General features: G+C 61.7%; 20 protein-coding genes. 17 read left to right on the forward strand and 3 right to left on the reverse strand.

Features of this window, described 5'->3' with window-relative positions; all coding sequences use genetic code 11:
- The first annotated feature begins 63 nt into the window (after positions 1–63).
- The 7 genes from AC070A_RS23970 to AC070A_RS24000 all read left to right on the forward strand — a co-directional run bounded on the left by AC070A_RS23970 (position 64) and on the right by AC070A_RS24000 (position 9,698).
- The gene (locus tag AC070A_RS23970; RefSeq protein ID WP_058328053.1) at positions 64–1,956 is read left to right on the forward strand and encodes an ABC transporter ATP-binding protein; all 1,893 of its coding nucleotides are present in this window, start codon (positions 64–66) and stop codon (positions 1,954–1,956) included.
- Positions 1,953–3,854 (forward strand): ABC transporter substrate-binding protein, encoded by a 1,902-nt coding sequence (locus tag AC070A_RS23975; RefSeq protein ID WP_218373093.1) that lies wholly within the window; start codon positions 1,953–1,955, stop codon positions 3,852–3,854. Before AC070A_RS23970 ends, AC070A_RS23975 begins: the two co-directional genes overlap by 4 nt.
- Before the next feature lies 1 nt (position 3,855).
- A complete protein-coding gene (locus tag AC070A_RS23980) occupies positions 3,856–4,854 on the forward strand; it encodes an ABC transporter permease (RefSeq protein ID WP_492383880.1) in 999 nt (332 codons plus the stop codon).
- A complete protein-coding gene (locus AC070A_RS23985) occupies positions 4,851–6,026 on the forward strand; it encodes an ABC transporter permease (RefSeq protein WP_218373094.1) in 1,176 nt (391 codons plus the stop codon). Before AC070A_RS23980 ends, AC070A_RS23985 begins: the two co-directional genes overlap by 4 nt.
- Before the next feature lie 69 nt (positions 6,027–6,095).
- Positions 6,096–7,313 (forward strand): glycosyltransferase family protein, encoded by a 1,218-nt coding sequence (locus tag AC070A_RS23990; RefSeq protein ID WP_057251298.1) that lies wholly within the window; start codon positions 6,096–6,098, stop codon positions 7,311–7,313.
- A gap of 4 nt (positions 7,314–7,317) precedes the next feature.
- Entirely contained in the window at positions 7,318–8,562 is a 1,245-nt protein-coding gene (locus AC070A_RS23995; protein WP_492383881.1) for a glycosyltransferase family 4 protein, read from the forward strand.
- Entirely contained in the window at positions 8,562–9,698 is a 1,137-nt protein-coding gene (locus AC070A_RS24000) for a glycosyltransferase family protein (RefSeq protein ID WP_218373096.1), read from the forward strand. Before AC070A_RS23995 ends, AC070A_RS24000 begins: the two co-directional genes overlap by 1 nt.
- Before the next feature lie 101 nt (positions 9,699–9,799).
- On the opposite strand, the gene AC070A_RS24005 is transcribed toward AC070A_RS24000, so the two are convergent.
- Positions 9,800–10,474: a class I SAM-dependent methyltransferase gene (locus tag AC070A_RS24005; protein ID WP_492383882.1), complete on the reverse strand. Its 675-nt coding sequence runs from the start codon at positions 10,472–10,474 to the stop codon at positions 9,800–9,802.
- Between the two features lie 304 nt (positions 10,475–10,778).
- Between AC070A_RS24005 and AC070A_RS24010 the strand changes: the two genes are divergently transcribed.
- The 8 genes from AC070A_RS24010 (at position 10,779) to nadE (ending at position 20,419) form a co-directional block, all read left to right on the forward strand.
- Positions 10,779–13,481 carry an ABC transporter transmembrane domain-containing protein gene (locus AC070A_RS24010; protein ID WP_218373098.1) on the forward strand — a complete coding sequence of 901 codons (2,703 nt, stop codon included), beginning with the start codon at positions 10,779–10,781 and terminating at the stop codon, positions 13,479–13,481.
- A gap of 91 nt (positions 13,482–13,572) precedes the next feature.
- Positions 13,573–14,037, forward strand: a complete 465-nt coding sequence (locus AC070A_RS24015; protein ID WP_057251293.1) for a cyclic nucleotide-binding domain-containing protein — start codon at positions 13,573–13,575, stop codon at positions 14,035–14,037.
- A gap of 106 nt (positions 14,038–14,143) precedes the next feature.
- Complete coding sequence (locus AC070A_RS24020; RefSeq protein WP_218373099.1) at positions 14,144–14,905, forward strand: FkbM family methyltransferase; 762 nt, start codon at positions 14,144–14,146, stop codon at positions 14,903–14,905.
- A gap of 343 nt (positions 14,906–15,248) precedes the next feature.
- Entirely contained in the window at positions 15,249–15,473 is a 225-nt protein-coding gene (locus AC070A_RS24025) for a hypothetical protein (protein WP_218373100.1), read from the forward strand.
- 146 nt (positions 15,474–15,619) lie between these two features.
- Entirely contained in the window at positions 15,620–17,557 is a 1,938-nt protein-coding gene (gene asnB / locus AC070A_RS24030; RefSeq protein WP_218373135.1) for an asparagine synthase (glutamine-hydrolyzing), read from the forward strand.
- A 22-nt stretch (positions 17,558–17,579) separates the two neighbouring features.
- Positions 17,580–17,846, forward strand: coding sequence for an acyl carrier protein (locus AC070A_RS24035; RefSeq protein ID WP_492383883.1), 267 nt, complete (start codon positions 17,580–17,582; stop codon positions 17,844–17,846).
- A 21-nt stretch (positions 17,847–17,867) separates the two neighbouring features.
- Complete coding sequence (locus tag AC070A_RS24040; RefSeq protein WP_057251288.1) at positions 17,868–19,415, forward strand: class I adenylate-forming enzyme family protein; 1,548 nt, start codon at positions 17,868–17,870, stop codon at positions 19,413–19,415.
- The gene (nadE, locus tag AC070A_RS24045) at positions 19,412–20,419 is read left to right on the forward strand and encodes an NAD(+) synthase (RefSeq protein ID WP_057251287.1); all 1,008 of its coding nucleotides are present in this window, start codon (positions 19,412–19,414) and stop codon (positions 20,417–20,419) included. Before AC070A_RS24040 ends, nadE begins: the two co-directional genes overlap by 4 nt.
- Before the next feature lie 71 nt (positions 20,420–20,490).
- On the opposite strand, the gene AC070A_RS24050 is transcribed toward nadE, so the two are convergent.
- Positions 20,491–21,606, reverse strand: a complete 1,116-nt coding sequence (locus AC070A_RS24050; RefSeq protein ID WP_192495630.1) for a hypothetical protein — start codon at positions 21,604–21,606, stop codon at positions 20,491–20,493.
- Positions 21,603–22,256: a N5-glutamine methyltransferase family protein gene (locus tag AC070A_RS24055; protein ID WP_192495697.1), complete on the reverse strand. Its 654-nt coding sequence runs from the start codon at positions 22,254–22,256 to the stop codon at positions 21,603–21,605. Before AC070A_RS24055 ends, AC070A_RS24050 begins: the two co-directional genes overlap by 4 nt.
- A 270-nt stretch (positions 22,257–22,526) precedes the next feature.
- On the opposite strand from AC070A_RS24055, the gene AC070A_RS24060 reads away from it, so the two are divergent.
- Positions 22,527–23,849: a lipopolysaccharide biosynthesis protein gene (locus AC070A_RS24060; protein ID WP_112994696.1), complete on the forward strand. Its 1,323-nt coding sequence runs from the start codon at positions 22,527–22,529 to the stop codon at positions 23,847–23,849.
- Complete coding sequence (locus AC070A_RS24065) at positions 23,839–24,987, forward strand: hypothetical protein (protein ID WP_057251509.1); 1,149 nt, start codon at positions 23,839–23,841, stop codon at positions 24,985–24,987. The genes AC070A_RS24060 and AC070A_RS24065 overlap by 11 nt, the downstream gene beginning before the upstream one ends.
- Positions 24,988–25,034 lie beyond the last annotated feature (47 nt).

The raw sequence follows: 25,034 nt of genomic DNA on the forward strand, positions 1-25,034 counted from the left end.
TGAAGCTGCGCTAGTCTTTTTTTAGAGGCGGCGGATAAAAAGCAATGAGGGAAGCGTGCTGCTATGACATCTGGGGCGGACCTGCTTCGAGTTGAAGGTCTGCGGATCACATTCTCGGTGCTTGGCGGCGAAGTTCAAGCCGTCAATAATGCGAATTTCAGGATTTTGTCCGGCAAGGTCACGGCGCTCGTTGGCGAGTCGGGATCGGGCAAGTCGGCAATCAGCCAGGCGGTGATGGGCATCTTGCCCAACGTCGCCAGGGTTGGTGGCAAAATTCTGTTCAACGATCCCACCACGGCGGCAAAGCCCATCGACCTGCTTTCGCTGGAGCGGGAAGGTGATGAGATACGTAGCCTGCGCGGCACGCGTATCAGCAAGATCTTTCAGGAGCCGATGACGTCGTTGTCGCCGCTCCATACGATCGGAAACCAGATTTCCGAGGTGCTGAAGATCCACACGGATGCGGAAAAGGCTGAACGCCGGGCACGGACCGAGGAACTGCTCGGCTATGTTGGCTTTGCCAATCCGAAGCGCGCCTACGAAATGTATCCGTTCGAGCTTTCCGGCGGCATGCGCCAGCGCGCGATGATTGCTATGGCGCTGATCTGCCGACCGGCCCTCTTGATCGCCGACGAGCCGACAACTGCGCTCGACGTGACCGTACAGGCGCAGATCCTTAAACTTCTGCGCGAGCTTCAAGTGAAGCTCAATATGGCAATGCTGCTGATCACGCACGACCTCGGCGTCGTCGCCAACATGGCCGACGAGGTTGTGGTGATCTATCATGGGCAGATCGTCGAGGCGGGCCCTGTCGAGGCCATCTTCCGCAACCCGCAGCATCCCTATCTTAAGGGCCTGATGGCCGCCGTTCCGCATTTCGACATGAAGCCCGGCGAACGGCTGAAGGCGCTGCGCGAAGTGCCGGTCAAGGCCGGGTCAGTGCTTGGGACTTCGGTGGCAAACCGGCGCGCCGGCCCACAGGTGCTGCTGTCCGTCCGTAACCTCTCGAAGACATATGGAACGCGAAAATCGTCCTGGTTTGGTGGCGGCGAAAGTTCTCATCACCGCGCCGTCGATGATGTCAGCTTTGATATCCGCCGCGGTGAATGCCTCGGCCTCGTCGGCGAGAGCGGCTGCGGCAAGACGACCGTCAGCAAGATCCTAATGCGGGCGGTAACGCCGGACACCGGCTCGGTGACTTTCGACAACGGCGAAGGTCCGGTCGATGTGCTGAAGGCTCAAGGCGACGAACTGAAGGCGCTCCGGTCGAAGATCCAGATGGTGTTTCAGGACCCGGTTTCGTCGCTTTCCCCGCGCATGACCGTCAAGAACATTCTCAGCGAGCCCCTGGAGATCCATGGGCGCGGAACGGGCAAATCGCGCGTCGAGACCGTGCGCGAGCTGCTGCAAGCCGTCGGACTCGACCAGCGCTTCATCAACCGCTATCCCCACAGTTTCTCGGGCGGGCAGCGTCAACGCATCGGCATTGCCCGGGCTCTCGCGCTGGTGCCGGAACTGCTGATCTGCGACGAGCCGGTATCGGCGCTCGACGTTTCCGTTCAGGCGCAAATCCTCAACCTTCTCAAGGATTTGCAGAAAGAACTGGGACTGACCTGTCTGTTCATCTCGCACAACCTCGCGGTCGTGGATTACATGGCGGACCGCATTGCCGTCATGTGCGCCGGGCGCATCGTCGAGCTTGCGCCGCGCGAGGTGCTGATGCGCAAGCCGGTTCATCCCTATACCAAGTCGCTGTTGGCGGCCGTTCCCTATCCGGATCTCGATCGGCCGCTCGACTTTGACAGGCTGAAGGACAGCGAAGGATCGGATATGCGGCGCTGGGGACCGCAGTTCCGCGTCGACGACGCTGGCGACACGCTCATCCCCGCCGATCTCGGTGGCGACCACTTCGTGCTGGCGCGCCGGTCCGTGGATGCAAGGGAGTTACGGCCATGATCACCCGCCGAACTGTACTGGCATTGCTTGCAACCGTGGCATTTCCCGTGCGGCTCCTGGCTGCTGGGAGTGAACCGGCGTTTCTTGAAAAGCTGATTGCCGACGGCAAGCTTCCGCCGGTGAACGAGCGCTTGCCCAAGACGCCGCGTGTCATCAACGTCGCGGCGCTGGGGCGCACGCCCGGCAAGCATGGCGGTATCGTGACGATGATCATCGGCAGTGCCAAGGACATCCGGCTCATGACCGTCTACGGCTATGCCCGACTGGTCGGCTATGATGAAACGCTGAAGCTCGAAGCGGATGTCCTCGAAAGCTACGAGACGGTAGAGGACCGCATCTTCACCTTCCACCTGAGAGAAGGGCACAAGTGGTCCGACGGGACACCGCTCACGACCGAGGACTTCCGCTATTGCTGGGACGATGTGCTCAACAACGAGAAGCTGAGCCCCGCCGGTTTGCCGACTGCGCTGGTGATGGACGGCGAAGCCGGAAAGTTCGAAGTCATCGACGAACGAACCGTTCGCTATACGTGGTCGACGCCGAACCCGGACTTCCTGCAGAAGCTCGCCGCACCGCAGCCGCTGGTGGTGGCGGTGCCTTCAGCCTATCTCAAGCAGTTCCACGAGAAATATCAGGAAGAAGACAAGCTCAAGGCTTTGATGAAGGAGCAGCGCGTCAAGAAGTGGAGCCAGCTCCATATGCGCATGGCTCGCTCCTATCGCCCTGAGAATCCTGAGCTTCCGACGCTCGATCCATGGCGCAACACGACGTCGCTTCCTGCCGAACAGTTCATCTTTGAGCGCAACCCCTACTTCCACCGCGTCGACGAGAACGGGTTGCAGCTTCCCTATATCGACAAGTTCGTGCTCAACGTCAGCTCGTCGGCGCTGATCCCGGCGAAGACGGGCACGGGTGAAAGCGACCTTCAGGCGACGGGCATCGACTTCGTCGACTATACTTTCCTCAAGGATTCCGAGAAGCGGTACCCGGTCAAGGTACTGCTGTGGAAGAAGACGCAAGGCTCGCGCCTGGCGCTGTTGCCGAACCTCAACTGCTCCGACACGGTCTGGCGGTCGTTGCTGCAGGATGTGCGGGTTCGCCGTGCGCTCTCGCTGGCCATCGACCGCACCGAGATCAACAAGGCAGTCTTCTACGGCTTGACCAAGGAGAGCGCCGACACGGTTCTGCCGGACAGCCCGCTGTTCCGTCCGGAGTTCGCCAACGCTTGGGTGGCCCACGATCCAGCTCAAGCCAATGCACTGCTCGACGAAGCGGGCCTGACGCAACGCGATAGTGACGGCATTCGCGTCCTGCCCGATGGCAGGGCCGCGCAAATCGTCGTGGAAACGGCCGGCGAAAGCACGCTCGAGACGGACGTGCTGCAGCTCGTCACCGACTACTGGCAGAAGGTCGGGATATCGCTTTTCATCCGCACCTCGCAGCGCGACACGTTCCGCAGCCGTGCTGTCGGCGGCGAGATCGTCATGTCGATGTGGTTCGGGCTCGACAACGGCGTTCCGACCCCGGGCATGAACCCGGGGCAACTGGCGCCGACGGCCGACGACCAGCTGCAATGGCCGGTCTGGGGGCTCAACTACCTGTCCCATGGCGAAATGGGCCAGCCGCCGGATCTGCCTGCCGCTGTCGAACTGACGGAGCTGTTGCAACGCTGGCGGCATTCGGCTGAAGACGCCGAGCGCACGGAGATTTGGACCCGCATGCTGTCGATCTACACAGACCAGGTCTTCTCGATCGGTATCGTCAACGCCTCGCTACAGCCGATCCTCGTGGCGAAGAAGCTGCGGAATGTGCCGGAAACGGGGCTCTACGGCTTCGATCCCACGTCCTATTTTGGTGTTTACAAAACCGATACCTTCTGGATCGAGCAGGAAGCCTGACATGCTGCGATATATTCTCTGGCGTATCGCAGCGATGGTTCCAACCCTCCTCATCATATCGGCTCTTGTCTTCACCATCATCGAACTGCCGCCCGGCGACTACTTCGAGAGCTATGTCTCCGAGATCAAGGCGCAGGGCGAAGGCGTCGACATGGAGCAGATCGAGGCGCTGAGGAAGGAGTACGGCTTCGACCAGCCACCGGTCCTGCGCTACGTCTACTGGTTCGGCGGCATGCTGCAGGGCGATTTCGGCTATTCCTTCGAATACGAACTGCCGGTCAGCGCCGTCGTCGGCGACCGTCTGTGGCTGACGATCCTCGTCTCCTTCGTCACCATCATCTTCACCTGGCTGATCGCCTTTCCGATCGGCATCTATTCCGCGACCCACCAGTATAGCTGGGGCGATTACGGCCTGTCGCTGGTGGGCTTGATCGGCATTGCCATTCCGAATTTCATGCTGGCGCTGATCCTGATGTATTTCGCCAATATCTGGTTCGGGATTTCGATCGGCCACCTGATGGACCAGCAGTATCTGGCCGAGCCGATGAGCTGGGCCAAGGCGAAGTCTATCCTCGAACATATCTGGATCCCCGTCGTCATCGTCGGCGCGGCGGGCACGGCCGGCATGATCCGGCGTCTGCGCGCAAATCTGCTCGACGAGCTGCAGAAGCAGTATGTCGTAACGGCCCGCGCAAAGGGCCTTTCGCCGATGCGCACGCTGGTCAAATACCCTCTGCGCATGGCGTTGAACTTCTTCATATCGGATATCGGCTCGATCCTGCCGGCGATCATTTCCGGCGCTGAAATCACCGCGATCGTGTTGTCACTGGAAACCACCGGGCCGATGCTGATCAAGGCCCTGCAAAGCCAGGACATGTATCTCGCCGGTTCGTTCCTGATGTTCCTCGCCTTCCTAACCGTGATCGGCGTGCTGATTTCCGATATCGCGCTCGCCATTCTCGATCCTCGAATTCGGCTGCAAGGCAGGAGCACCAAGTGACGTCATTTCTTCCGGCGCCCGGCGAGCCCTTGCCGCATTACGTATCGACTGCTCCCTTCGATCCCTATTCCGTCGAGGCGATGACCGACGAGCAGGTGCGCGTCAACCAGGCTTCCCAGCTTCGCCTGATGTGGTGGAAATTCCGCCGCCACAGGCTCGCGCTCGTCTCCGGCATCTTTCTCGCGGTGTTCTACTTCACGATCGTCGTCTCTGAGTTTCTGGCGCCTTACAACCTGCATACCCGCAACATGGATTACATCTACGCACCGCCGCAGGCGGTGCACCTGTTCCATGAGGGCCAGTTCGTCGGTCCCTTCGTCTATGGACGGACCATGACGCTGGATATGGAAACGCTGAAGCGCAACTATGCCGACGATGTCACGGACGTGCAGCGACTGCGTTTCTTCTGCCGGGGCGACAGCTATCGTTTCTGGGGCCTGTTCGACAGCAACGTGCATCTCGTTTGCCCGGCGAAGGACGGTCAGGCGTTCTTCCTGGGGACGGACCGTCTCGGTCGCGACGTGTTGTCGCGCATCATTTACGGTGCCCGAATTTCGCTGACGATCGGCCTGCTCGGCATCACCGTCAGTTTCGTGCTCGGCATCGTCATCGGTGGCCTTGCGGGTTATCACGGCGGCGTCTTCGATCTCGTCGTCCAGCGCGTCATCGAAGTCCTGCAGTCTATCCCGAGCATCCCGCTCTGGCTGTCGCTCGCAGCGATCATGCCGGCGACCTGGAGTCCGATCCTGATCTATCTGGCGATCACGATCATCCTTGGCCTCCTGGACTGGACGGGGCTTGCGCGCGCGGTGCGCTCGAAACTGCTGGCGCTGCGCGAGGAGGATTATGTGCTTGCGGCCCAGTTGATGGGCGCAAAGAGCAGCCGCATCATCGGCCGGCATCTCGTGCCTGGCTTCATGTCGCATCTGATCGCCACTGCGACGATCTCGATCCCCGGCATGATCCTCGGCGAGACGGCTCTGAGCTTCCTCGGTCTCGGTCTTAGACCCCCCATCACCAGTTGGGGCATTCTCTTGACGGAGGCCAAGAGCGTCAGCGTTATTGCTTTCTACCCCTGGCTCCTATTTCCCACAATTCCGGTCATTCTTGTGATTTTGGCGTTCAACTTCTTAGGAGATGGGTTGCGTGACGCAGCCGATCCCTACAAATGAAGCCCGATTTGAAGCTGACAACCAGTCAGCGCCAAACGGTTCATTGATCCTGAGCGAAAGGTTTCTTGCATGATGCGGCGCTTTGAAGATGCCCGGATCCTCATGTATAGCCATGATACGTTCGGGCTTGGGCACCTCCGGCGGTGCCGCACGATCGCGCATTCCCTGGTGGAAGACTACCGCGGTCTGAACATCCTGATCATCTCCGGCGCGACGATCGCCGGTGCGTTCGACTACCGTGCGCGCGTCGACTTCGTGAAGATTCCGAGCGTCATCAAGCTGCACAATGGCGACTACACCTCGCTCGACCGTCATATCGAGCTCGACGAGACGCTGAAGATGCGTCAGGCAATCATTCGCCACACAGCCGAGACCTTCAAGCCGGACATCTTCATCGTCGACAAGGAGCCGATGGGCCTGCGCGGCGAGGTAGAGGAGACGCTGACCTATCTGAAGGCGCATGGCACGACGCTGGTCTTGGGCTTGCGCGAGGTCATGGATGCGCCGCATCTGCTGGAAGCGGAGTGGAAGCGGCGCGACACCATGCGCAAGATCGAGCAGTATTACGATACGATCTGGGTTTATGGCCCGCCGGATTTTTACGATCCGCTGACCGAGCTCGAAGTGCCGCCGGCTGTCCGCGACCGGATGAATTTCGTAGGCTTCCTGCAGCGCAGCGTTCCGCGGGAAGAACTGCCGGGCCACAAGCCGCAGGGCGATTATATCCTGGTCACCACGGGGGGCGGCGGCGACGGTGCGGACCTGATCCACGACGTCATCCACGCTTACCAGCAGGACCCGGAGCTTACGCACAATGCGTTGATCGTGCTCGGGCCCTATATGCCGGTCAAGAAGCGGGAAAAGCTGATCCGCAAGGGCAGCAAGATCCCCTATATCAAGATCATCGAGTTCGACAATCGCATGGAAGAGCTCATCGCCGGCGCAAAGGGCGTCGTCGCCATGGGCGGCTACAACACCTATTGCGAAATCCTCTCCTTCGACAAGCCGGCGCTGATCGTGCCGCGCATCCAACCGCGCGAGGAGCAGTTGATCCGCGCCCGCCGCGCGGCCGAGCTTGGGCTCATCGAAATGCTGTTGCCGGACGAAGCGGACGATCCGCTGCGGTTGGCGGCGGCGCTGAAGGCGCTGCCGTCCCGGGCGCCGCCTTCGAAAAGCACCGCCAACGGCTTGCGGCTGGAAGGGCTCGTGCATATCTCCGAGATCGTTGGTCGGTGGCTCGACCGGCCGTCGAGCGACCACTTGAATATCGTGAAGAAATCGAGCTGAAGCATTGCCGACAGATCGCAAGATTGCAGTCGTGCTGAAGGGCTATCCGCGTCTTTCGGAAACCTTCATCGCGCAGGAACTGCTTGGCCTTGAGCGGGCCGGACTAGATCTCGTACTGATCTCGCTTCGCCGTCCGACCGACGGCAAACGTCATCCGGTGCATGACGAGATTCGTGCCGATGTTCACTATCTGCCCGAATATCTGCATGAAGAGCCGCTGCGGGTGCTGCGCGGTCTCGTGCGTTCCCTGCCGAAGCCGGGTTTCTGGCCGGCATTCGGGCTCTTTCTGAAAGACCTGCGCCGCGATTTCAGCCGCAACCGCTTTCGCCGGTTCGGGCAGGCGGTCGTGCTCGCTTCGGAATGGCCGGGCAATCCGCGCTGGCTGCATGCGCATTTCATCCATACGCCTGCTTCGGTGACCGCCTATGCCAGCGTGATCGCCGCTACGCCCTGGACCTGCTCGGCGCATGCCAAGGACATCTGGACGTCGCCGGACTGGGAGCTTTCCGAAAAGCTTGGCCGGGCGCGCTGGACGGTCACCTGCACGCGCATGGGCTACGAACATCTGAAGAGCCTGACGAGCGAAAAGGCGAGGGTGCATCTGAGCTACCACGGCCTTGATCTTGATCGTTTCCCTTGTTTCGAGGCCACGCATTCTGACCGCAATGGTTCCGACCCTTCGGATCCCGTCCGCATCGTCAGCGTCGGCCGCGCCGTCGACAAGAAGGGCTACGACGTCTTGCTGAAGGCACTCTCGCTGTTGCCGGCGGACCTTCATTGGCGGTTCGAGCATATCGGTGCCGGTGAACTGACCAGCACGCTCAAGAGGCTTGCGGCCGAGCTTGGCGTTTCCGACAGGGTTGCCTGGAAGGGTGCGCTCGACCAGACCGACGTGCTGGCGCATTACCGGACGAGCGATATCTTCGCGCTTGCCTGCCGGATCACCGCCGACGGCGATCGCGACGGGTTGCCCAACGTGCTTGTCGAAGCGTCGAGCCAACGGCTGCCGTGTGTCTCGACGGCGATTTCCGGCGTTCCGGAACTTCTCATCGATGGCGAGAACGGCAGGGTCGTCCCGTCGGAAGACCCGCAGGCGCTTGCACGGGCCCTGGAGCAACTCATCCGAGATCCCGCGCTCCGTCACGGCCTGGGCGGTGCGGCGGAGCGGAAGGTCCGCGCGCAATTCGATCACCACACCAGTATCGATCAGCTTGCCGGGCTGTTTGCCAGCGAATGGAGAGCCGCGTGATGCGTGCGCGCCGTGTCTTTTTCTACGTGCAGCATCTCCTCGGCATCGGCCATCTGGCGCGGGCGAGCCGGATCGCGAGCGCCCTTGCCGCCAGGGGCTTCGAGGTGACCGTCGTGACCGGCGGCAGCCCGGTTCCGGGATTCCCGGGGAGTGACGTAATGCATGTGGCCCTTCCGCCGGTGCTCGCCGGCGACAAGGGCTTTTCCGGCCTTGCCGACAGCGAGGGAAATCCGGTGAGCGACGCCTTCAAGGATCGGCGCCGGGAGCTGTTGATCGAGGCGTACCTTGAATGCGATCCCGATATCGTCATCTTCGAAGCCTTCCCTTTCGGCCGCCGCCAGATGCGTTTCGAGCTGATGCCCTTGCTCGAGGTGATCGAAAGGCAGACCCCAAGACCCCTCGTTGCCGCTTCGCTTAGGGACATCCTGCAGGAGCGGACGAAACCCGGCCGCGCCGAGGAGACACTCGACGTCGTCAGGGCGTATTTCGACCTCGTGCTCGTGCATGGGGACCCTGCCTTCGCGCGACTCGAAGAGACCTATCCCTATGCGGCCGAGATCGAGGACAAGGTCGCCTATACGGGCCTCGTGGCGGGGCCGACACCGGACGCTCCGACGGAAACGTTCGACGTACTCGTTTCGGCCGGTGGCGGTGCGGTGGGCAAGGAACTGATCGGCGCGGCGTTGCAGGCGGCGAGCTTGCTGCCGCGCGAGCTGCAATGGTGCCTAGTCACGGGGCCAAACCTGCCGCAGCAGGACTATGACGCCTTGCAAGCTGCCGCGCCCGGCAACGTGCAGCTCTTCCGCTTCCGCAAGGATTTCGCGAGCCTGCTTTCGGGCGTGCGGCTTTCGGTTTCTCAGGCCGGCTACAACACGGTCTGCGACATCATCCGCGCCGGTTGCGGATCCCTGCTGATCCCCTTCGTCGCCGGCGGCGAAACCGAGCAGTCGACCCGGGCGGAACGGCTCGAAAAGCTCGGCCTTGCCGGCGTTCTGCCGGAGGCCGAGGTGACGCCCGAGAGGTTGGCGCGCGATGTCGAAGCGATGCTGGCGCGACCGAAGCCGAACATTCCGCCGCTGGATCTGGACGGCGCGATGAAGACCGCCGAAATCCTGGAAGGACGCACGGCTCTTTGATCGGTCTCCGCGCGCGGGCGCGACTTCTGTGAACGTGTGGCGGGTTTGCGGTGCTATTCGACAGACAGATAGCTCGCTTCGCTGCGGCGCCCCAGCCGCCCTCAGACCGTGCCGATCAGCATGAAGCGGGTATATTTTTTCGTCGGCAGCGCGCCGGCAAATTCGACCGTCGAAAGCGCCGCCTGTTTCGTGAACTCCTCGACGGAGGCCACGCAATTGATATGGGTGGGCTCGCTGAAATAGTTGTTGGATTGCAAGAGGACGCGCGTGCCAGCGGGAATGCGATCGAGCCACGACCTCAGATCGGCGATGTGTTCGCAGCTCGTGTTGATGACCAGGTCGGCCCCAAGCGTCGTATAGTCGATCGCATACATGTCGGCCGTGACCGCACGGAATTTCTCCGGGAAGGCAAAATTAAGGGTTCGCGCAACCGTTTCCACATCCGGGTCGATGTCGAAGCTGTCGACCGCAGTCACGTTGAAGCGCGCATCCTCCAGCAGCATCGCGCCCAGGATGCCATACCAACCGCCGAGGATAGAAATCCTGGCGTAGGATGAACCAGCAACACTCAAAAGCGTGTCGCGCGCCCAGACCTTGCAGGCAACCTGCTTGTGATTGAAGGCGTTGGCGATGTGGGCTTCGGGATGTTTGGCGATTACCTTCGCGACGCCTTCGATGAGGGGGCTCTGCGTATAGGCGGCGATACCGCGTGCCAAATCAAAGGCATGCTCGTACCAATCGCTGGTTTGGGAAGGCGGGTGGCTGGTGTGTTTCATGCTCTCGTTGTAAGCTGGGCGCCGGGCGAGTGCAATAACGGCGTGTGCTTCGGAGAGTGACGTTCTCTGTGGTTGCCTTCGCGGCAGTGGAGTCGAAACCACGTCCATTGCAGATTTCCCTCGCACCTGCATAATCGACAGAACCGGATTCGGCGCCGGACGGAATATGCAGGCATCCACTTCGCGATCGAGCGCCGACAGGCACCCATCCGGAGGCTTCGCCGAGGAATGATGCGTGGTGAAGCAAACGGCAGCCCGCCACGCCAGCAGCTATCGTGTTCAATAAGGTCCTATTGCCAGACACATGGAACCACGCCTTTCCCGCTACATCTGGGCCCACACGCGCAAGGATCAGCTTTGGATTCTGGTGATCGTCGCGCTGTCGATGATCCCCTATTTCCTGTCCTTCGACCTGCCGAAGCAGATCGTCAATGGACCGATCCAGGGTGACGGCTTCGACAGTCCGGAGGCGACGCAGGCCTTCCTGCCGATTTCGTTCGACTTGCCGTATTTCGGAACGATCAATGTCTTTGACGGTTTCCATCTCGGCCGAGAAGGCATGCTGCTCGCGCTAAGCCTGGTGTTCCTGCTGCTGGTGGTCATCAATGGCCTCTTCAAGTTCTACATCAACACTTTCAAGGGCCGGCTCGGCGAGCGCTTGCTGAGGCGCATCCGCTTCGAACTCGTCGATCGTGTCCTCCGCTTCCCGCCAAGCCACTTCAAGAGAGTGAAGCCGGCCGAAATCGCAACGATGATCAAGGATGAGGTCGAGCCGCTCGGCGGCTTTACCGGTGACGCCTTCGTCTCGCCGGCGCTGCTCGGCGGCCAGGCGCTGACGGCGCTGGTGTTCATCCTGCTGCAGAGCTTCTGGCTCGGTCTGATCGCGACGCTGATTGTCGCCGTGCAGGCGATCATCATCCCGCGCATGCGCAAGCGGCTGCTGGTGCTTGGGCGTGAACGGCAGCTGACGGCGCGCGAACTCTCCGGTCGTGTCAGCGAAATCGTCGACGGTATCGGTGCCATCCGCGGGCACGATACCTCCAACTATGAGCGTGCCGACATCGCGGCGCGGCTCGGCCGGATCTTCAAGATCCGCTACGACCTCTACCAGTGGAAGTTCCTTGTCAAGTTCATCAACAATTTCCTGGCGCAGGTCACGCCGTTCCTGTTCTACGCGATCGGCGGCTATTTCGCCCTGCAAGGTCGCCTGGATATCGGTCAGCTCGTTGCCGTCATCGGCGCCTACAAGGACCTGCCAGGTCCGCTGAAGGAACTGATCGATTGGGATCAGGCTCGCCAGGACGTTCAGGTCAAGTACGCGCAGGTCGTCGAGCAATTCAGCGTCGATCCGTTGCTCGATCCGAAGGTTCAGGCCGTTTCGGCGGGGGCCATCGAATCGTTGAGTGGCCCGCTGGCGGCGGTGAACCTGACGGTGATCGACGACGGCGGCTCGACCGTGCTCGACCACGTGTCGCTTCAGGTGCAGCCGGGCGAGAAGGTGGCGCTGACAGGCGGTGGCGAGGTGCTGGCGGAGGCCTTCGGCCGGCTGGTCTGGCCGGCGAGCGGCAAGGTGGTCATCGGCGGCCAGGATATTCTGGAGATCCCGGAATCAGTTACCGGGCGTCGGATCGCCTACGCTTCGTCCGATGTCTACGTGTTCCAGGGCAGCCTCGGCGACAACATCCTCTACGGCCTCAAGCACGCTCCGCTGACGGAAGTAAACTACGAAGGGGAGGGCGCTACGCACCGCAAGTGGGAAGTGACCGAGGCGCGCCTGGCCGGAAATCCGCATCTGGATGTCAACAGCGACTGGGTCGACTACGGCTCGGCCGGGGCGAGCGGTCCGGATGATCTACTCGTGCAGATCCGCCCGGTTCTCGACGCCGTGCTGCTGACCAATGACGTGATGGCGCTGGCCGTCCGCTCGACGATCGACGCGAACCGCCATGCGGCGTTCGCAGCCGGCATCGTCGAAATGCGCAGCGCGCTCAGGCAACGTCTTGAAAAGGAAAAGCTCAGCGATCTCGTCGTGTTCTTCGAACCGGGAACCTACAACATCGAGGCGACGATCGGCGAAAACATGCTGTTTGGCACGATCACCGATCAGGCGATGTGGGCGAACGCGCTTGAGAACCACCCGTTCTTCAAGACGATCCTGCAACGGGTCGGGCTGCGTGACACATTCTACGTGATGGGGATCGAGATCGCCGAGAACGTCGTCGAACTGTTCCGCGACTTGCCGCCGGATCACCCGTTCTTCCAGCAGCTGACCTTCATGACCGCCGAGGAAATACCTGTCTACGAGGCCATCCTGCAGAAGGTGCGCAGTCGCGGCAAGGCCGAGGTTTCCGAAGACGATCAGATCAAGATCATCCGGCTGTGCTTCGATTACATCGAGCCGCGGCACCGCTTCGGTTTGCTGACGGAAGAGGTCATGACGAAGGTTGTTGCCACGCGCCGTGAGTTCGATGAGGGTTTGCCGGCCGACCTCGCTGGAATGATCGAGCATTATCGTCCGAACCGTTACATTGCGTCAGGCAGCATCATCGACAACGTGCTCTTCGGGCGTATTGGCCACAAGCATGCCGATGGGTCGGAAAAAATCCGGGCGATTGTCCGCGATCTCTTCGAAGCCGGCGGCCTCTATAACGAAGTGCTGGCCTTCGGTTTCGACTACAATGTCGGTGCGGGCGGCAAACGTCTGACGGCAGCACAGCGACAGAAGCTCGATCTTGCGCGCGCGCTTATCCGCGCCTGCGATTTCTATATCTTCAACCAGCCGCTGCTTGCGCTCGATCAACGCGTCCAGGAGCAGGTCGTGCGCAACGTCTTCTCGATGCTTGACCGGGCCGGGCGCGATCCAGCGATCGTCTGGGTTCTTGCCAATCCCTCGTTGATGGACCTCTTCGACCGTGTCGCAAAGTTCGAGAATGGGCGCCTGATTCATGACACCGGTGCCGATGCCGCAGTGGATGACGGACGCGACTACAAGGAAATGGCATCTTGATGTAATATTAATGTCAGGGCACGAGCATATGGTCCCGCCGCGATGCGGGAGGCAGACTGCTCCCGACGGGAAATCGGAGACACGGATTGTGATGTTGCTCAAGGATGAAGTTGAAATGCTGCGCCGGATAACCCTGTTTTCAGGATTGCCGCCGGCAAAGTTGAAGCTTCTTGCCTTCACGTCCGACAGGGTGATGTACGGTGCCGGCGACGCGCTGTTCTATCAGGGTGACATCGGCGATGCGGCCTATGTCATTCTCTCCGGCAAGGCGGAGGTACTGATCAACACCGCCGGCGGGCCCTTCAAGATTGCCGAGTTCGAGCAGAATTCGATCGTCGGCGAAATCGCCATCCTCTGTAATACGCCTCGCACGGCGACCGTGCGGACCACCACACCGCTCGAAGCCTTGCGTATTCGCAAGGAGGATTTCCTCAAGCTGCTGGCCGACTTCCCCGAGATGGCGGTGGAAATCATGCGTGTCCTGGCTGACCGCCTGGCCCAGACCACGGCCGAGCTCAGCGAAGCCCGTAACCAGGTCGAGCGGGTCGACGCCTGACGCACCCCGCAACCTAAGCTGTATCATGTGGAGACATTCCCTCAGGGCATGTGAGCCTTTCGCAAAAGCGATTCCGCTTGGCGGGTTTATCGGCTAGACAGGCGACATGCGTTCGATCACCTATTTCCGCAAAACCGTTCAGTTTCCCGACAAGCCGGAGAAGAAGCGTTTCTTCGCGCGGCTGCAGAATGGCGATTGGGAGCCTTGTACGTTTCAGAACATCGAGCGCCTTGTCGATCGCAAGACGACCTTCATCGACATCGGCGGATGGATCGGGGTGACGCCCTATTGGGCGGCGCAGATCGCAGACAACGTCATCACCGTCGAGCCCGACCCCGTCTGCTTCGGTATCCTCAAGGAGATGCAGCCGGAAAACAGCGGTGAGGTGCGCGTGATCAACGCCGCACTTTCCGAGGACGAGGTACTGGTGTTGCACTCTGTCGGCGGCGGTTTCGGCAGCTCGGAAACTTCCGCGCTGATTGCCGACGACAACGGCGAGGCGATCCGGGCGCAGACGGTTACGATCGCCGAGCTTCAGACCATGGCCCGGACCGAGCGGCTCTGCTTCAAGATCGACATCGAGGGATATGAGTATCGTGCCCTGGATCAGTTCCGGGCGATCGATCCGCAACGCACAGCCGGCGTCCTGCTTGCGGTGCACCCGCAAATCCTCTTTGCCTCGCTGAGCGGTCCGTCGGTGGTGCGCGCCATTCGCACGATTATAGCCACGATGCGCCTGATCCGCAGCCTGCGCGGCTTCCGCCTCGACAATCCCTCGGCGATCTGGGCGGCGCTGCGCAAATCGATCGCCCGCCGGGAGTTTCGGGGCTTCGACCTTTTGTTCGTTTCCAGGCGGCGCGACCGCTAGGCGGTTGCGAGAACGGCACCGATCGCTTGAAGCAGATGGCTGTCTCTTCGCGCAGACGCGCTCGGCGATAGGCGTTCAGGTCACGTCCTGCGGGATCATTCTCGAGCGAGACAGGCTCCCGCGGACAACAGGCGCGGAGCCGGCATGGTTAACCATTCTTTAGAGAATGTTAATTCTTCGTTTAAAGACGTAATTTTCAGTGCTATAAATTTCTTGGCCCCCTATTGTCTACCGCGCCGCGCGTCATATGAGACGCGCAAAGGTTGTTGTAGTACTTTGATTTGCTGCATGCCTTTGTCCTCATCTTGAGGTCGATCTAAGGGTTCATGCAGGAAGCTTGATATTGTATCGTGAGGGCGACCGCATGTTATGGATGTATTTTGCGTCTGCCGCTTATTGCCTGACCGCCTTGTTTCTCCTGGCGATGACTTATCTCGAAGGTTTGCAGGCGCGTGCGCCTTGGAACATGTATCGTTTTGCCGGGCTGGTCATCTGCATTCTTTGGCCGGTCCTGTTTCTCTATCTGATGTTTAAAATGATATCGAAAACAAGAATTTCGGAGCGATAAGGTTAGACTTCCCTGCCTCTATGTCGGGTTTTGCGCCCGAACCGTGGCATTTACCATACAACCAGAAAATGCCGGAGATTTAACCCATGAGTACCTCATGCGGATTATGCTTCGGCGGTGATCGACCGGTGCGAAAGTATTTGAACATGTGCGGTTTCGGTGGCTATTTCGGCTCAATTCCAGACGCAAAGCACCTCCTCGAGAGAATGGTTTCCGCGATTGCCCATCGCGGGCCGGACGAGAACGGCGTCTTCGTCGACAAGGAGGCCGGGCTTGGTCATGCGCGCCTGTCGATCGTCGGTCTCGGCGACGGCCAGCAGCCGATGTCGGACGAGAGCGGTGAATTGACGATCGCCTTCAACGGCGAGATTTTCAATTATGTCGAATTGCGCGACGAACTGCGCGCCAAGGGCCGGCGCTTCCGCACCGCGAGCGACACCGAAGTGATCCTCCATCTTTACGATGTCATGGGGGAGGAATGCCTGTCCCGTCTCAATGGCGATTTTTCCTTCGCCATCTGGGATCGCCGTCGCCAGCGGATGATGCTGGCGCGCGACCGGATGGGCGTACGCCCGCTGTTCTACATGAACCATGGCGGCACGCTCTATTTCGCATCCGAGATCAAGGCCCTGCTTCAGGTGCCGGGCGTTTCTGCCGAGCTCGATCCCATCGCGCTCGACCAGATCTTCACGCTCTGGGCGCCGATCGCGCCGCGCACCGGCTTTCGCGACATTCATGAGCTTGAGCCGGCGCATCTCATGATTGCAGAAAAGGGCAAGGTCGCGATCCGCCCCTACTGGCAACTCGACTATCCCGACCGCGGGGCGTCGCCGCTGTTCACGGACGAACGTGTCGCTGCCGAAGAACTGCGCGCGCTGCTCACGGATGCCACCCGGATCCGGATGCGCGCCGATGTTCCCGTCGGCTCCTACCTTTCGGGCGGGCTCGACTCCTCCATTGTCGCGGCGATGGCGACCGGCATGGCGCCGCAGGGGCTGAGGACTTTCTCCGTCACCTTCGACAGCGTGGAGCACGACGAGAGCGCCTTCCAGATGGAAATGGCGACAGCGCTTGGTACCCACCACAGCGCCGTTGCCTGCCGGGCGGGCGACATCGCGCGGTCTTTTCCGGAGGTGATCCGCTTTGCGGAACGACCGATCATCCGAACGGCGCCGGCACCGCTCTATCAGCTTTCAGGTCTCGTGCGGGAGCAGGGGCTGAAGGTGGTCTTGACGGGCGAAGGGGCCGACGAGGTCTTTGCCGGCTACGATATCTTCAAGGAGGCGCGGGTCCGCCGGTTCTGCGGCCGCCAGCCCGGCTCGCGCATGCGCCCGCATCTCTTCCGCAAGCTCTATCCCTACATCCCGGGCCTGCAGCAACAATCGGCGGAGTATCTTGCCGCGTTCTTCGGCGCCGGCGACGTGCCGCTCGACGATCCGCTCTTCTCGCACCGGCCACGCTTCAAGAGCACGGCGGCGACCAAGATCTTCTTCTCGGGCGACCTGCGTACGCGGCTGAGCAACTACGATGCGGCGGAGGATCTGGCGAGCCGGCTTCCGGCAGCCTTTGGGCGCTGGCACCCCTTGCACCAGGCGCAATATCTCGAAAGCCGCTTCCTGCTGCCGGGCTATATCCTGTCGAGCCAGGGCGATCGCATGGCCATGGCCCACGGGATCGAAGGGCGCTTCCCGTTCCTCGATCATCGCCTCGTCGAGTTCGCGACCCGTCTGCCGCCCGAGATGAAGCTGAAGGGGCTGGTGGAGAAGCATATCCTGCGCGAAGCGACCAAGGATCTGTTGCCCCCGTCCATCGGCCAGCGAACCAAGCAGCCCTATCGCGCGCCGGACAGCCATTCCTTCACCGGGGTGGGCGAACTCGATTACGTCCGCGATGCCATGAGCGAGGCGCGCGTCAGCGACAGCGGGCTTTTCAATGCCAAGGCCGTGACGAAGCTCTACGAAAAATGCCAGTCGCAGCCGGTCACCGGCTTCCGCGACAATGCGGCTTTCGTCGGAGTCCTGTCGACACAGCTCTGGCTGCAAACCTTTACCGGCACCAGCGTCCGCGCGGCGGAAGCAGCCTGAACTATTGAGGAAAGGAAACCACATGATGGAAACCATCAAAGACAAGGTTAGAGCCTTCGTTATCGAAAACTTCCTGTTCGGCGATACGTCCTACGATCTCGCCGATACAGCCTCGCTGATCGAGAATGACATCATCGATTCAACTGGCGTTCTCGAACTGGTGGCCTTCATCGAAGACCAGTTCGGCATTGTCATGGGCGACGCCGACATCGTGCCTGCGAATCTCGATTCGCTTGCGCGCATTTCGGCCTTCATCGAGGCCCGGGTCGGGGCGCCGGCCACGGCATAATCTAGGCGCGAGGGGGCGTCCATGCGGTTCGAGCAATTCCTTATTGGCAATGCCGGCAGGCAAGCGGCGAAAACGGCGCTGGTCACCGACCGCCGTCGCCTTAGCTACGGCGAATTCGACGACCTAACGGGCAGGCTGGCTGCCGCGCTGGCGCGGGCCGGCGTCAAACGCAACGATCGCGTGCTCGTCTTCATGGACAATTGCTGGGAAGCGGCTGTCTCGATCTTCGCGATCCTGAAGGCCGGCGCGACCTTCAGCCCGATCAACGCCTCGACCAAGGCGGACAAGCTCGCCTATATCATCACCGACTGCGAGGCGGCGGCGATCCTGACGCAGGCAAAGCTGATGCCGATCGTGGCGGAGGCCCAGGCGCTGAGCGGCAACTCGGATCTCTTCGTTGCCTCGACGGCTGCGCCCAATGGCCAGACGCCGGCTGACGCGATCTCCTTCGAAACCTGCCTCGCGGAAGTGGCAACGCCCGTGCCGCATCGCGGCATCGATGTCGACCTTGCGATGCTGATCTATACCTCGGGTTCGACCGGTCGGCCGAAGGGCGTGATGATGACCCATCGCAACATCGATGCTGCATCGGATTCGATCACCACCTATTTGCGCAACGAACCGGACGATATCATCCTCAACGTATTGCCGCTTGCCTTCGACTACGGCCTCTACCAGATGCTGATGGCGATCCGCATCGGCGCGACGCTGGTGCTCGAAAAATCCTTCGCGTTCCCGCATGCGATCTTCGAGCGGATCCGGGAGGAGGGCGTTACCGGCTTCCCACTGGTTCCGACGATGGCGGCGATGATCCTGCAGATGCGCGATCTGGAACCCGGCTTCCTGCCGAGCCTGCGTTATCTCTCCAACACCGCCGCTGCCTTGCCGCCGCCGCATATTGCGCGGCTCCGCGAGCTCTTTCCGGGCGCCCGGCTCTATTCGATGTACGGGCTGACGGAATGCAAGCGATGCACCTATCTGCCGCCGGAAGAACTCGACCGCCGGCCGGGTTCGGTCGGCATCGCGATCCCGAACACCGAGGCGTTCGTCGTCGATGACGAAGGCCAACGCGCGCCGCCGGGCGTTCCCGGTGAACTTGTCATTCGCGGTCCCCACGTCATGCAGGGCTACTGGCGCAACGATGCCGCGACCGAGCGCATGCTGCGGCCGGGGACGAACCGATGGGAAAAGGTGCTCTATACGGGCGACCTCTTCCAGGCCGACGAAGAGGGCTTCCTCTATTTCGTCGGCCGCAAGGACGACATCATCAAGACGCGCGGCGAGAAGGTCGCGCCCAAGGAAGTCGAGACCGTGCTGCATGCGCATCCGGGCATCGCCGAGGCCGTGGTGGTCGGCGTCGCCGATCCGGTGCTCGGCCACGCGATTGCAGCGCTAGTGGTGCTGTCCGATCCCAGCCTGACGGACAAGGACATTATTCGCCACTGCGCCCGCCATCTCGAAGATTTCATGGTGCCGAAGATTGTCGAGTTCCGCACCGAACTTCCGAAGACGGATACTGGTAAGGTCAGCCGCCGCCTTGCGGCTGAGACGATGGAGCCCGCCCAATGAACATTCTGATGACTGAGGGCGCGCGCCCGTTTTCGGCCGAGACGCTGACGATCGATCATGCGGCCGAGACTGACCGGATCGTCGCCGGGCTGCGTGAGCAGTTGCGGTCGATGAAGAAGCGCGGTCTGGTGCTCGGGCTCTCCGGTGGTATCGACTCGAGCGTTTCGGTCGCGCTGGCCGTGCGCGCCGTCGGCGCCAAGAATGTCTTTTGCCTGTTCATGCCGGAAAACGATTCCGATCCGGAAAGCCTGCGCTTTGGCCGCCTCGTCGCCGAGACCTTCGGCGTCGAGGCAATCATCGAGGATATCGGTCCGACGCTGAAGGCGATGGGCTGCTACGAGCGTCGCGATGCATTCATTCGCGAACTGGTTCCGGACTATGGTGACGGATGGGCCTCGAAGATCGTGATCGCCAATGCGCTCGAAGGCGAAGGCTACAACATTTCCTCGCTCGTGGTTCAAAGCCCTGAAGGCACGCAGTCGAAGCATCGCATGCCGCCTTCGGTCTATCTCGGCATCGTCGCCGCCACCAACATGAAGCAGCGCACGCGCAAGCAGGTGGAGTATTACCACGCCGACCGGCTGAATTTCGCCGTGCTCGGCACGCCGAACCGGCTGGAATACGACCAGGGTTTCTTCGTCAAGAACGGTGACGGCGCGGCCGACGTCAAGCCGATCGCGCATCTCTACAAGTCGCAGGTCTACGCGCTTGCCGCCCATCTCGGCATTCCTGAGGAGATCCGGCGCAGGCCGCCGACAACCGACACCTATTCGCTGGAGCAGACGCAGGAGGAATTCTACTTCTCGCTGCCATACGACCGCATGGACCTCTGCCTCTACGGGCTCAACAACGGTATCGAGATCGACGCCGTCGCTCAAGCGGCAGGCCTGACGGTCACGCAGGTGGAGCGCGTCTGGGCGGATATCGCCGCGAAGCGCAAGGCGACGCGCTACCTGCATCTGGGTCCCCAGCTCGTGCAGCCGGTGGAGGAGATCAAGGGCTGAACGCGAGCCGCGTAGCTCGGCGAGGTTGTTGCGGTGGCTTCAAGGAAGCGCCGCAATAACCGAAGCCCTGGTCAGTCGAACTGTCCGGCGATCAGCCGGCACCAATGCTCTCCGGCAATACCATTGAAAAAGCCTTGCCCGTCCCGGCAGGCCTGGACGATTGCCGGGTCACGGGAGTGGAGCACGGTCGAGGCGACATGGACGAAGGCAATCCGGCGCCCGAGCATGGCTTCCATAAGCACCGGCTGTGTCCGTCCCCGTAGGCCCGGAAGTCCACGCTTGGCGGCATGATCGACAAGACAGTCGATGACCGGGCCGGCCTGGCCCGGCAGCGCCAAAACCTGGAGGACCCGTCCGATCGCACCCGCCCTGGCGTAATAGGCGAAAGCGCCAACGAGCGTGCCGGTGCGCGCCGCGACCAGAGCGTAGACGAGCTCTCCCTGTTCGGGCTTTTGCTCCGCATCACCGAGAATGTAGTCGAGCTGCCCTTCGGCCCATTCGGGGCGCAGCGGAAACTGCGCGATGAAACGATCGACCACAGCGGCAAAGCCGTTGCGATCGGTTTCCTGTGTCGTGAAACCGGCCTGGCCGATGCCGGCGGCAGAGACGGCGGACCAACGTTGTTCGCCCGGCGCCATCCGCTTGCGGTAGGCACTGTCAATGGCCCGCGCGAAGGGTGCGGCAAGCCGCGCCGGCTTGATGCGGTTGGCCGCTACACTCAGGCTGAAGGAAGCGGGTTGGATGACACGCACCCAATCGAGGCTGTATTGCGGCAGGACGACGCCCCGAAGCCGTGTCCACATCTGCATCGAGACGTCGCTTGCGGTTTCGCTGAAGGAAAGATCCTGTGGGCCGGCCAGAAAGGCCTTGAGGATGCGCGCTCCGGCCAGGGGGTCGCTCTCGCGATCCTCGACCATCAGCGAGCCGCAGATGGCGGCGCGCAGCCGGCGGCCATTCAGCACCATTGGCAGGACGTTGACGCCGACAAATCCGGAAATGACGCCCTTGTCGTTCACGTGCACGAGGGGGCGTATCTGCGGATCGCAGCCGGGCGCATCGAGGTAAAGCTGCTGCATGTAATCGGCAAGTGCCGGCGGCGGTGTGCTCTGGTCATTGCGGAACACCCGCTGGAACATGCCTGCAATCGCCGGGATGTCCGCGCGTTCGAGCGAACGGATTTCGCTCATGTGGGTAAGCTTCCGGCCCGGTCATCGATTTTTCTGACGATGGCGACGCGTGGCTTGCCGTCGCGATCGGTTGCGAACGTCACAGGCTCATAGGTCTTGATGCGCGACAGAAGGGCCGCCGCCTGTCGATCCTGGCCCTCGCCAAACTCGAACAGCAGCCAGCCGCCCGGCTTCAGAAAGGCGACGGCGTCGCGGATCAGGCGCTGGTGAATGGATATGCCATAGGGGCCGCCATCAAAGGCTTCACGCGGCTCGCTTTCAAGCAGGTGCGCCCGGTCTCCCTCCAGCCGTCCGGTCGAGATGTAAGGCGGGTTGCAGACGATCATATCGACCGCGCCTTCGAGATTATCGCCTTCGAAGGCGGCGAAGAGATCCCCCTGCCGGATGCCAACGCGTGCGCCGGTTCCGAGCCGGTCGACGTTGCGGCGCGCCAGCGCAACGGTGCTGTCCGTGAGGTCGGCGCCCCAGACGCGGGCAGACGGGACATCGTTGGCGATACCGAGTGCGAGATTTCCAGAGCCGCAGCACATGTCGATGACGGTCGGTGCCGAAGGGCCATCCGCGAGGATCGACACGGCTTTTCTTCCGAGGAGCTCCGTTTCCTCGCGCGGGACGAGAACGTCGGGCGCCAGTTCAAGCTCCACGCCCATGAAACGATGCAGACGGATATGATTGTCGTTGTGCGGCACGGCCACCCCCTCATGTCCTCGGTCGAATTGTTCCTGGATAAATCTGTAGACGCGCAGTGCTGCAGCCTATTGTAATCGGGTAAATGAAGCTCAAATGCAATTGCGGCGCATGTGTTAACCGCGCAATCATCTCTACCTGCTACCTTGCGCAGCGATCAAAGGCGATTGCTCGCTGTCATTGAGTGCGCTTCTGGGCAATGAACGGCTGGTTGGTGTCAAAGGCAGATCGGAATGGCTTCGGAAGGTGTGAAGGAACGCGCGCACAGACCGTTCCTCTCGATGATCATGTCCTATGCTGCATCCGGCGGCAGCCTCGTCATCGGGTCCGCCGCCCAGCTTCTGACGTTTGCTATCCTGGCGCGCTGGCTCGGCGTGCATGAGTTCAGCGTTTTCGTCGCAATTACCGCTGTCGCCAACATCGCCGTGCACCTGTGCGGTCTCGGCGCGATGGAATGCCTGGTGCGCCGCGTGGCGCGCGATCGCAGCATGTACGCGCGCATGCTCGGGCACAATATTCTGCTGACCGCCGTGAGCGGCGTGATCCTGGTTCTGCTCGGCGCTGCCGTCCTGCCATTCTTCTTCACATTGTCACCGGATCCCGCCACCAATGTCGCGGTGATCACGCTGATGCTCATCACCAACATCGTCTTCGTTCGCATCATCGTGCTGGCGGAGCAGATTTTCCTCGCGCATTCGAATTTTGCCTCGGCAAACAAGGTCGTCGTCGGCTTTGCCGTGGCGCGCACCATTGCCGCCGCGCTCGCCTGTATCGCGTTCGGAGTTGCGACGGTCGCCTCCTGGGCGGTGTGGCAGTTCATCTGTCATGTGCTCGTGGCTGTCGGATGCTGGCGTGCCGTCAAGGTGCTGGGGCGTCCGACCTATGGCATCGTCCGTGAAGAGTTGCCGCTGGGGCTCTATTTCAGCATCCCGTTCATCCTGCGGGCCGTCAGGCAGAATGCCGACCTCTTGGTTTTGAGCCTGGTGGCGACTGCCGAGGTCATGTCGAGCTACAGCGTCGCGCGGCGTATGCTGGAGAGCAGCTACCTGTCGGTTGAAGCGCTGAACCGGTTGATCTATCCCGGCTCCGCGAAAGCGACTGCAACCGGGCTGCACCATGCGTTCGAACGTGTGCGCAAGGTGCTGATTGCCGCCACCTCGATCAGTATCGCTGCCGCCGTCGCGGTCTTTGTGCTCGCTCCAGTCTTGCCCTATCTTTTCGGCAAGGATTACGTGTCGCTCGTTTCCTTCGTCCGCATCCTCTGCTGGGTCGTGGTGCCGCTTGCCATGTGGACGGTGGCGATGGAGGCGCTCGGCGCATCTGGGCACCATCCGGCGCGCGCCTCGGTCATGGGCCTCGGCAGCGTGCTCGGCGCCGCGCTTACGGCCTGGGCCACCTGGCATGCGCCGCCGACCGGAACCTTCGTCTCCTTCTATGTCATCGAAATTGCGATGGTCTTGGTGTCCTGGACCGTCTTCTTGCGCTTCGTGCGGAATGATCGGGAGCAGGCCGCTGGCGGCGCGTCTCTGGCAACGAGGATGGCCCATGAAGCTTGAGGCCGAAAACAGCCATGCCGCAAGGCCGCTCGGCCGGGAAACGCCGCGCCTGGGCAACGTACGGGCCATGGAGCCGCGGGATATTCCCATCGTCAGCAGCATGTTCACCCGCATCTTTCGCAAACGCGAAGAGGCGGCGAGCGAAGAGCTTCGACAATATCTCGAGACCACCTTCTTCGGCAGCCCGCTCTATACGCCGGAAAACGGCAGCATCGTCTATGACGACGGGACTGGCGGTATCGGCAGCGCCATACTGGCGCTGCCGATGGAGTTCACGGTCAATGGCCGACATACGGTGGCGAAACTGCTTTGCGCCTTCATGTCCGAAGGCAAGGCCGGCGCAGTCGGCGCGGCCTGCCTTGCCCGCGCCATGCGCGCCGCCAGACAGGACATGTGCTTTTCGGACAATTCGTCGCCGGTCAGTGCGGACCACTGGGTGGCAGGCGGGGGCGTCGTGCTTCCGATACAGAGCCTCGATTGGCGCCGTGCCTTTCGGCCGCTCAAAGCCTGGGCTCTGACGATTGGCCGGCAGGCACCGCTCCTCCGGTCGCGCGTCGTCATGGGGCCGCTTGCTGTTGCCGATCGAATCTTGCGCCGCCGTCGCCCCCGGACGAAGCCGGATGCGCGAGCCGGTTGCACGACGCGCGCCATCGATCCCGCGGCCTTTGTCGAATGCGCCGAGCCGATGCTCCTGCGTTTTGCCGTCAGACCCGTCTGGTCCCGCAGTGAATTCGACTGGCTGACGGCCGTCGCCGGTTTGAACAGCACTCTGGGGGAACTCCTGAGCCGGGAGGTCGTGGATGAGGGCGGGCGCGTGATCGGCGCCTATCTCTATTTCGGCAAGGCCGCTGAGACGGCGACGGTGCTCAACATCGTCTGCGAGGCGGGCCGTGAGTTCGACGTCACCGCGCAAATGTTCCATTCGCTTGATGCGGAGGGCTATGCGCTTGCCGTCGGCAGCGCGCAGCCTTTCCTGATGAACGCGATCTCTCGCCAGAGATGGCTCTCCTTCCATCATCGCGGCTACTTCTGCATGGTGACCCGGCACGCGGATCTCAAGGATGCCGCGCAACGCAACGACATCTATGTCGGCGGACTGGCGTCGGAGAGCTGGAGCCGGTTGCTGACTGACTTCTGACCCCGCGCGTTAAGCGGCAAGCCCTGCCGTTTAACGGAATATTCACC

Source organism: Ensifer sp. GW101-20A05, assembly GCF_059424735.1.

Bases quoted from the DNA above. Each gene is read 5' to 3' on its own strand.
- AC070A_RS23980 (WP_492383880.1), top strand. From the start codon at position 3,856: ATGCTGCGATATATTCTCTGGCGTATCGCAGCGATGGTTCCAACCCTC.
- nadE (WP_057251287.1), top strand. From the start codon at position 19,412: ATGAACATTCTGATGACTGAGGGCGCGCGCCCGTTTTCGGCCGAGACG.
- AC070A_RS24060 (WP_112994696.1), top strand. From the start codon at position 22,527: ATGGCTTCGGAAGGTGTGAAGGAACGCGCGCACAGACCGTTCCTCTCG.
- AC070A_RS24055 (WP_192495697.1), bottom strand. From the start codon at position 22,256: ATGGGCGTGGAGCTTGAACTGGCGCCCGACGTTCTCGTCCCGCGCGAG.
- AC070A_RS24065 (WP_057251509.1), top strand. From the start codon at position 23,839: ATGAAGCTTGAGGCCGAAAACAGCCATGCCGCAAGGCCGCTCGGCCGG.
- asnB (WP_218373135.1), top strand. From the start codon at position 15,620: ATGTGCGGTTTCGGTGGCTATTTCGGCTCAATTCCAGACGCAAAGCAC.
- AC070A_RS24050 (WP_192495630.1), bottom strand. From the start codon at position 21,606: ATGAGCGAAATCCGTTCGCTCGAACGCGCGGACATCCCGGCGATTGCA.
- AC070A_RS24015 (WP_057251293.1), top strand. From the start codon at position 13,573: ATGTTGCTCAAGGATGAAGTTGAAATGCTGCGCCGGATAACCCTGTTT.
- AC070A_RS24035 (WP_492383883.1), top strand. From the start codon at position 17,580: ATGATGGAAACCATCAAAGACAAGGTTAGAGCCTTCGTTATCGAAAAC.
- AC070A_RS24040 (WP_057251288.1), top strand. From the start codon at position 17,868: ATGCGGTTCGAGCAATTCCTTATTGGCAATGCCGGCAGGCAAGCGGCG.
- AC070A_RS24010 (WP_218373098.1), top strand. From the start codon at position 10,779: ATGGAACCACGCCTTTCCCGCTACATCTGGGCCCACACGCGCAAGGAT.
- AC070A_RS24005 (WP_492383882.1), bottom strand. From the start codon at position 10,474: ATGAAACACACCAGCCACCCGCCTTCCCAAACCAGCGATTGGTACGAG.
- AC070A_RS23990 (WP_057251298.1), top strand. From the start codon at position 6,096: ATGATGCGGCGCTTTGAAGATGCCCGGATCCTCATGTATAGCCATGAT.
- AC070A_RS24020 (WP_218373099.1), top strand. From the start codon at position 14,144: ATGCGTTCGATCACCTATTTCCGCAAAACCGTTCAGTTTCCCGACAAG.
- AC070A_RS23970 (WP_058328053.1), top strand. From the start codon at position 64: ATGACATCTGGGGCGGACCTGCTTCGAGTTGAAGGTCTGCGGATCACA.
- AC070A_RS23975 (WP_218373093.1), top strand. From the start codon at position 1,953: ATGATCACCCGCCGAACTGTACTGGCATTGCTTGCAACCGTGGCATTT.
- AC070A_RS24000 (WP_218373096.1), top strand. From the start codon at position 8,562: ATGCGTGCGCGCCGTGTCTTTTTCTACGTGCAGCATCTCCTCGGCATC.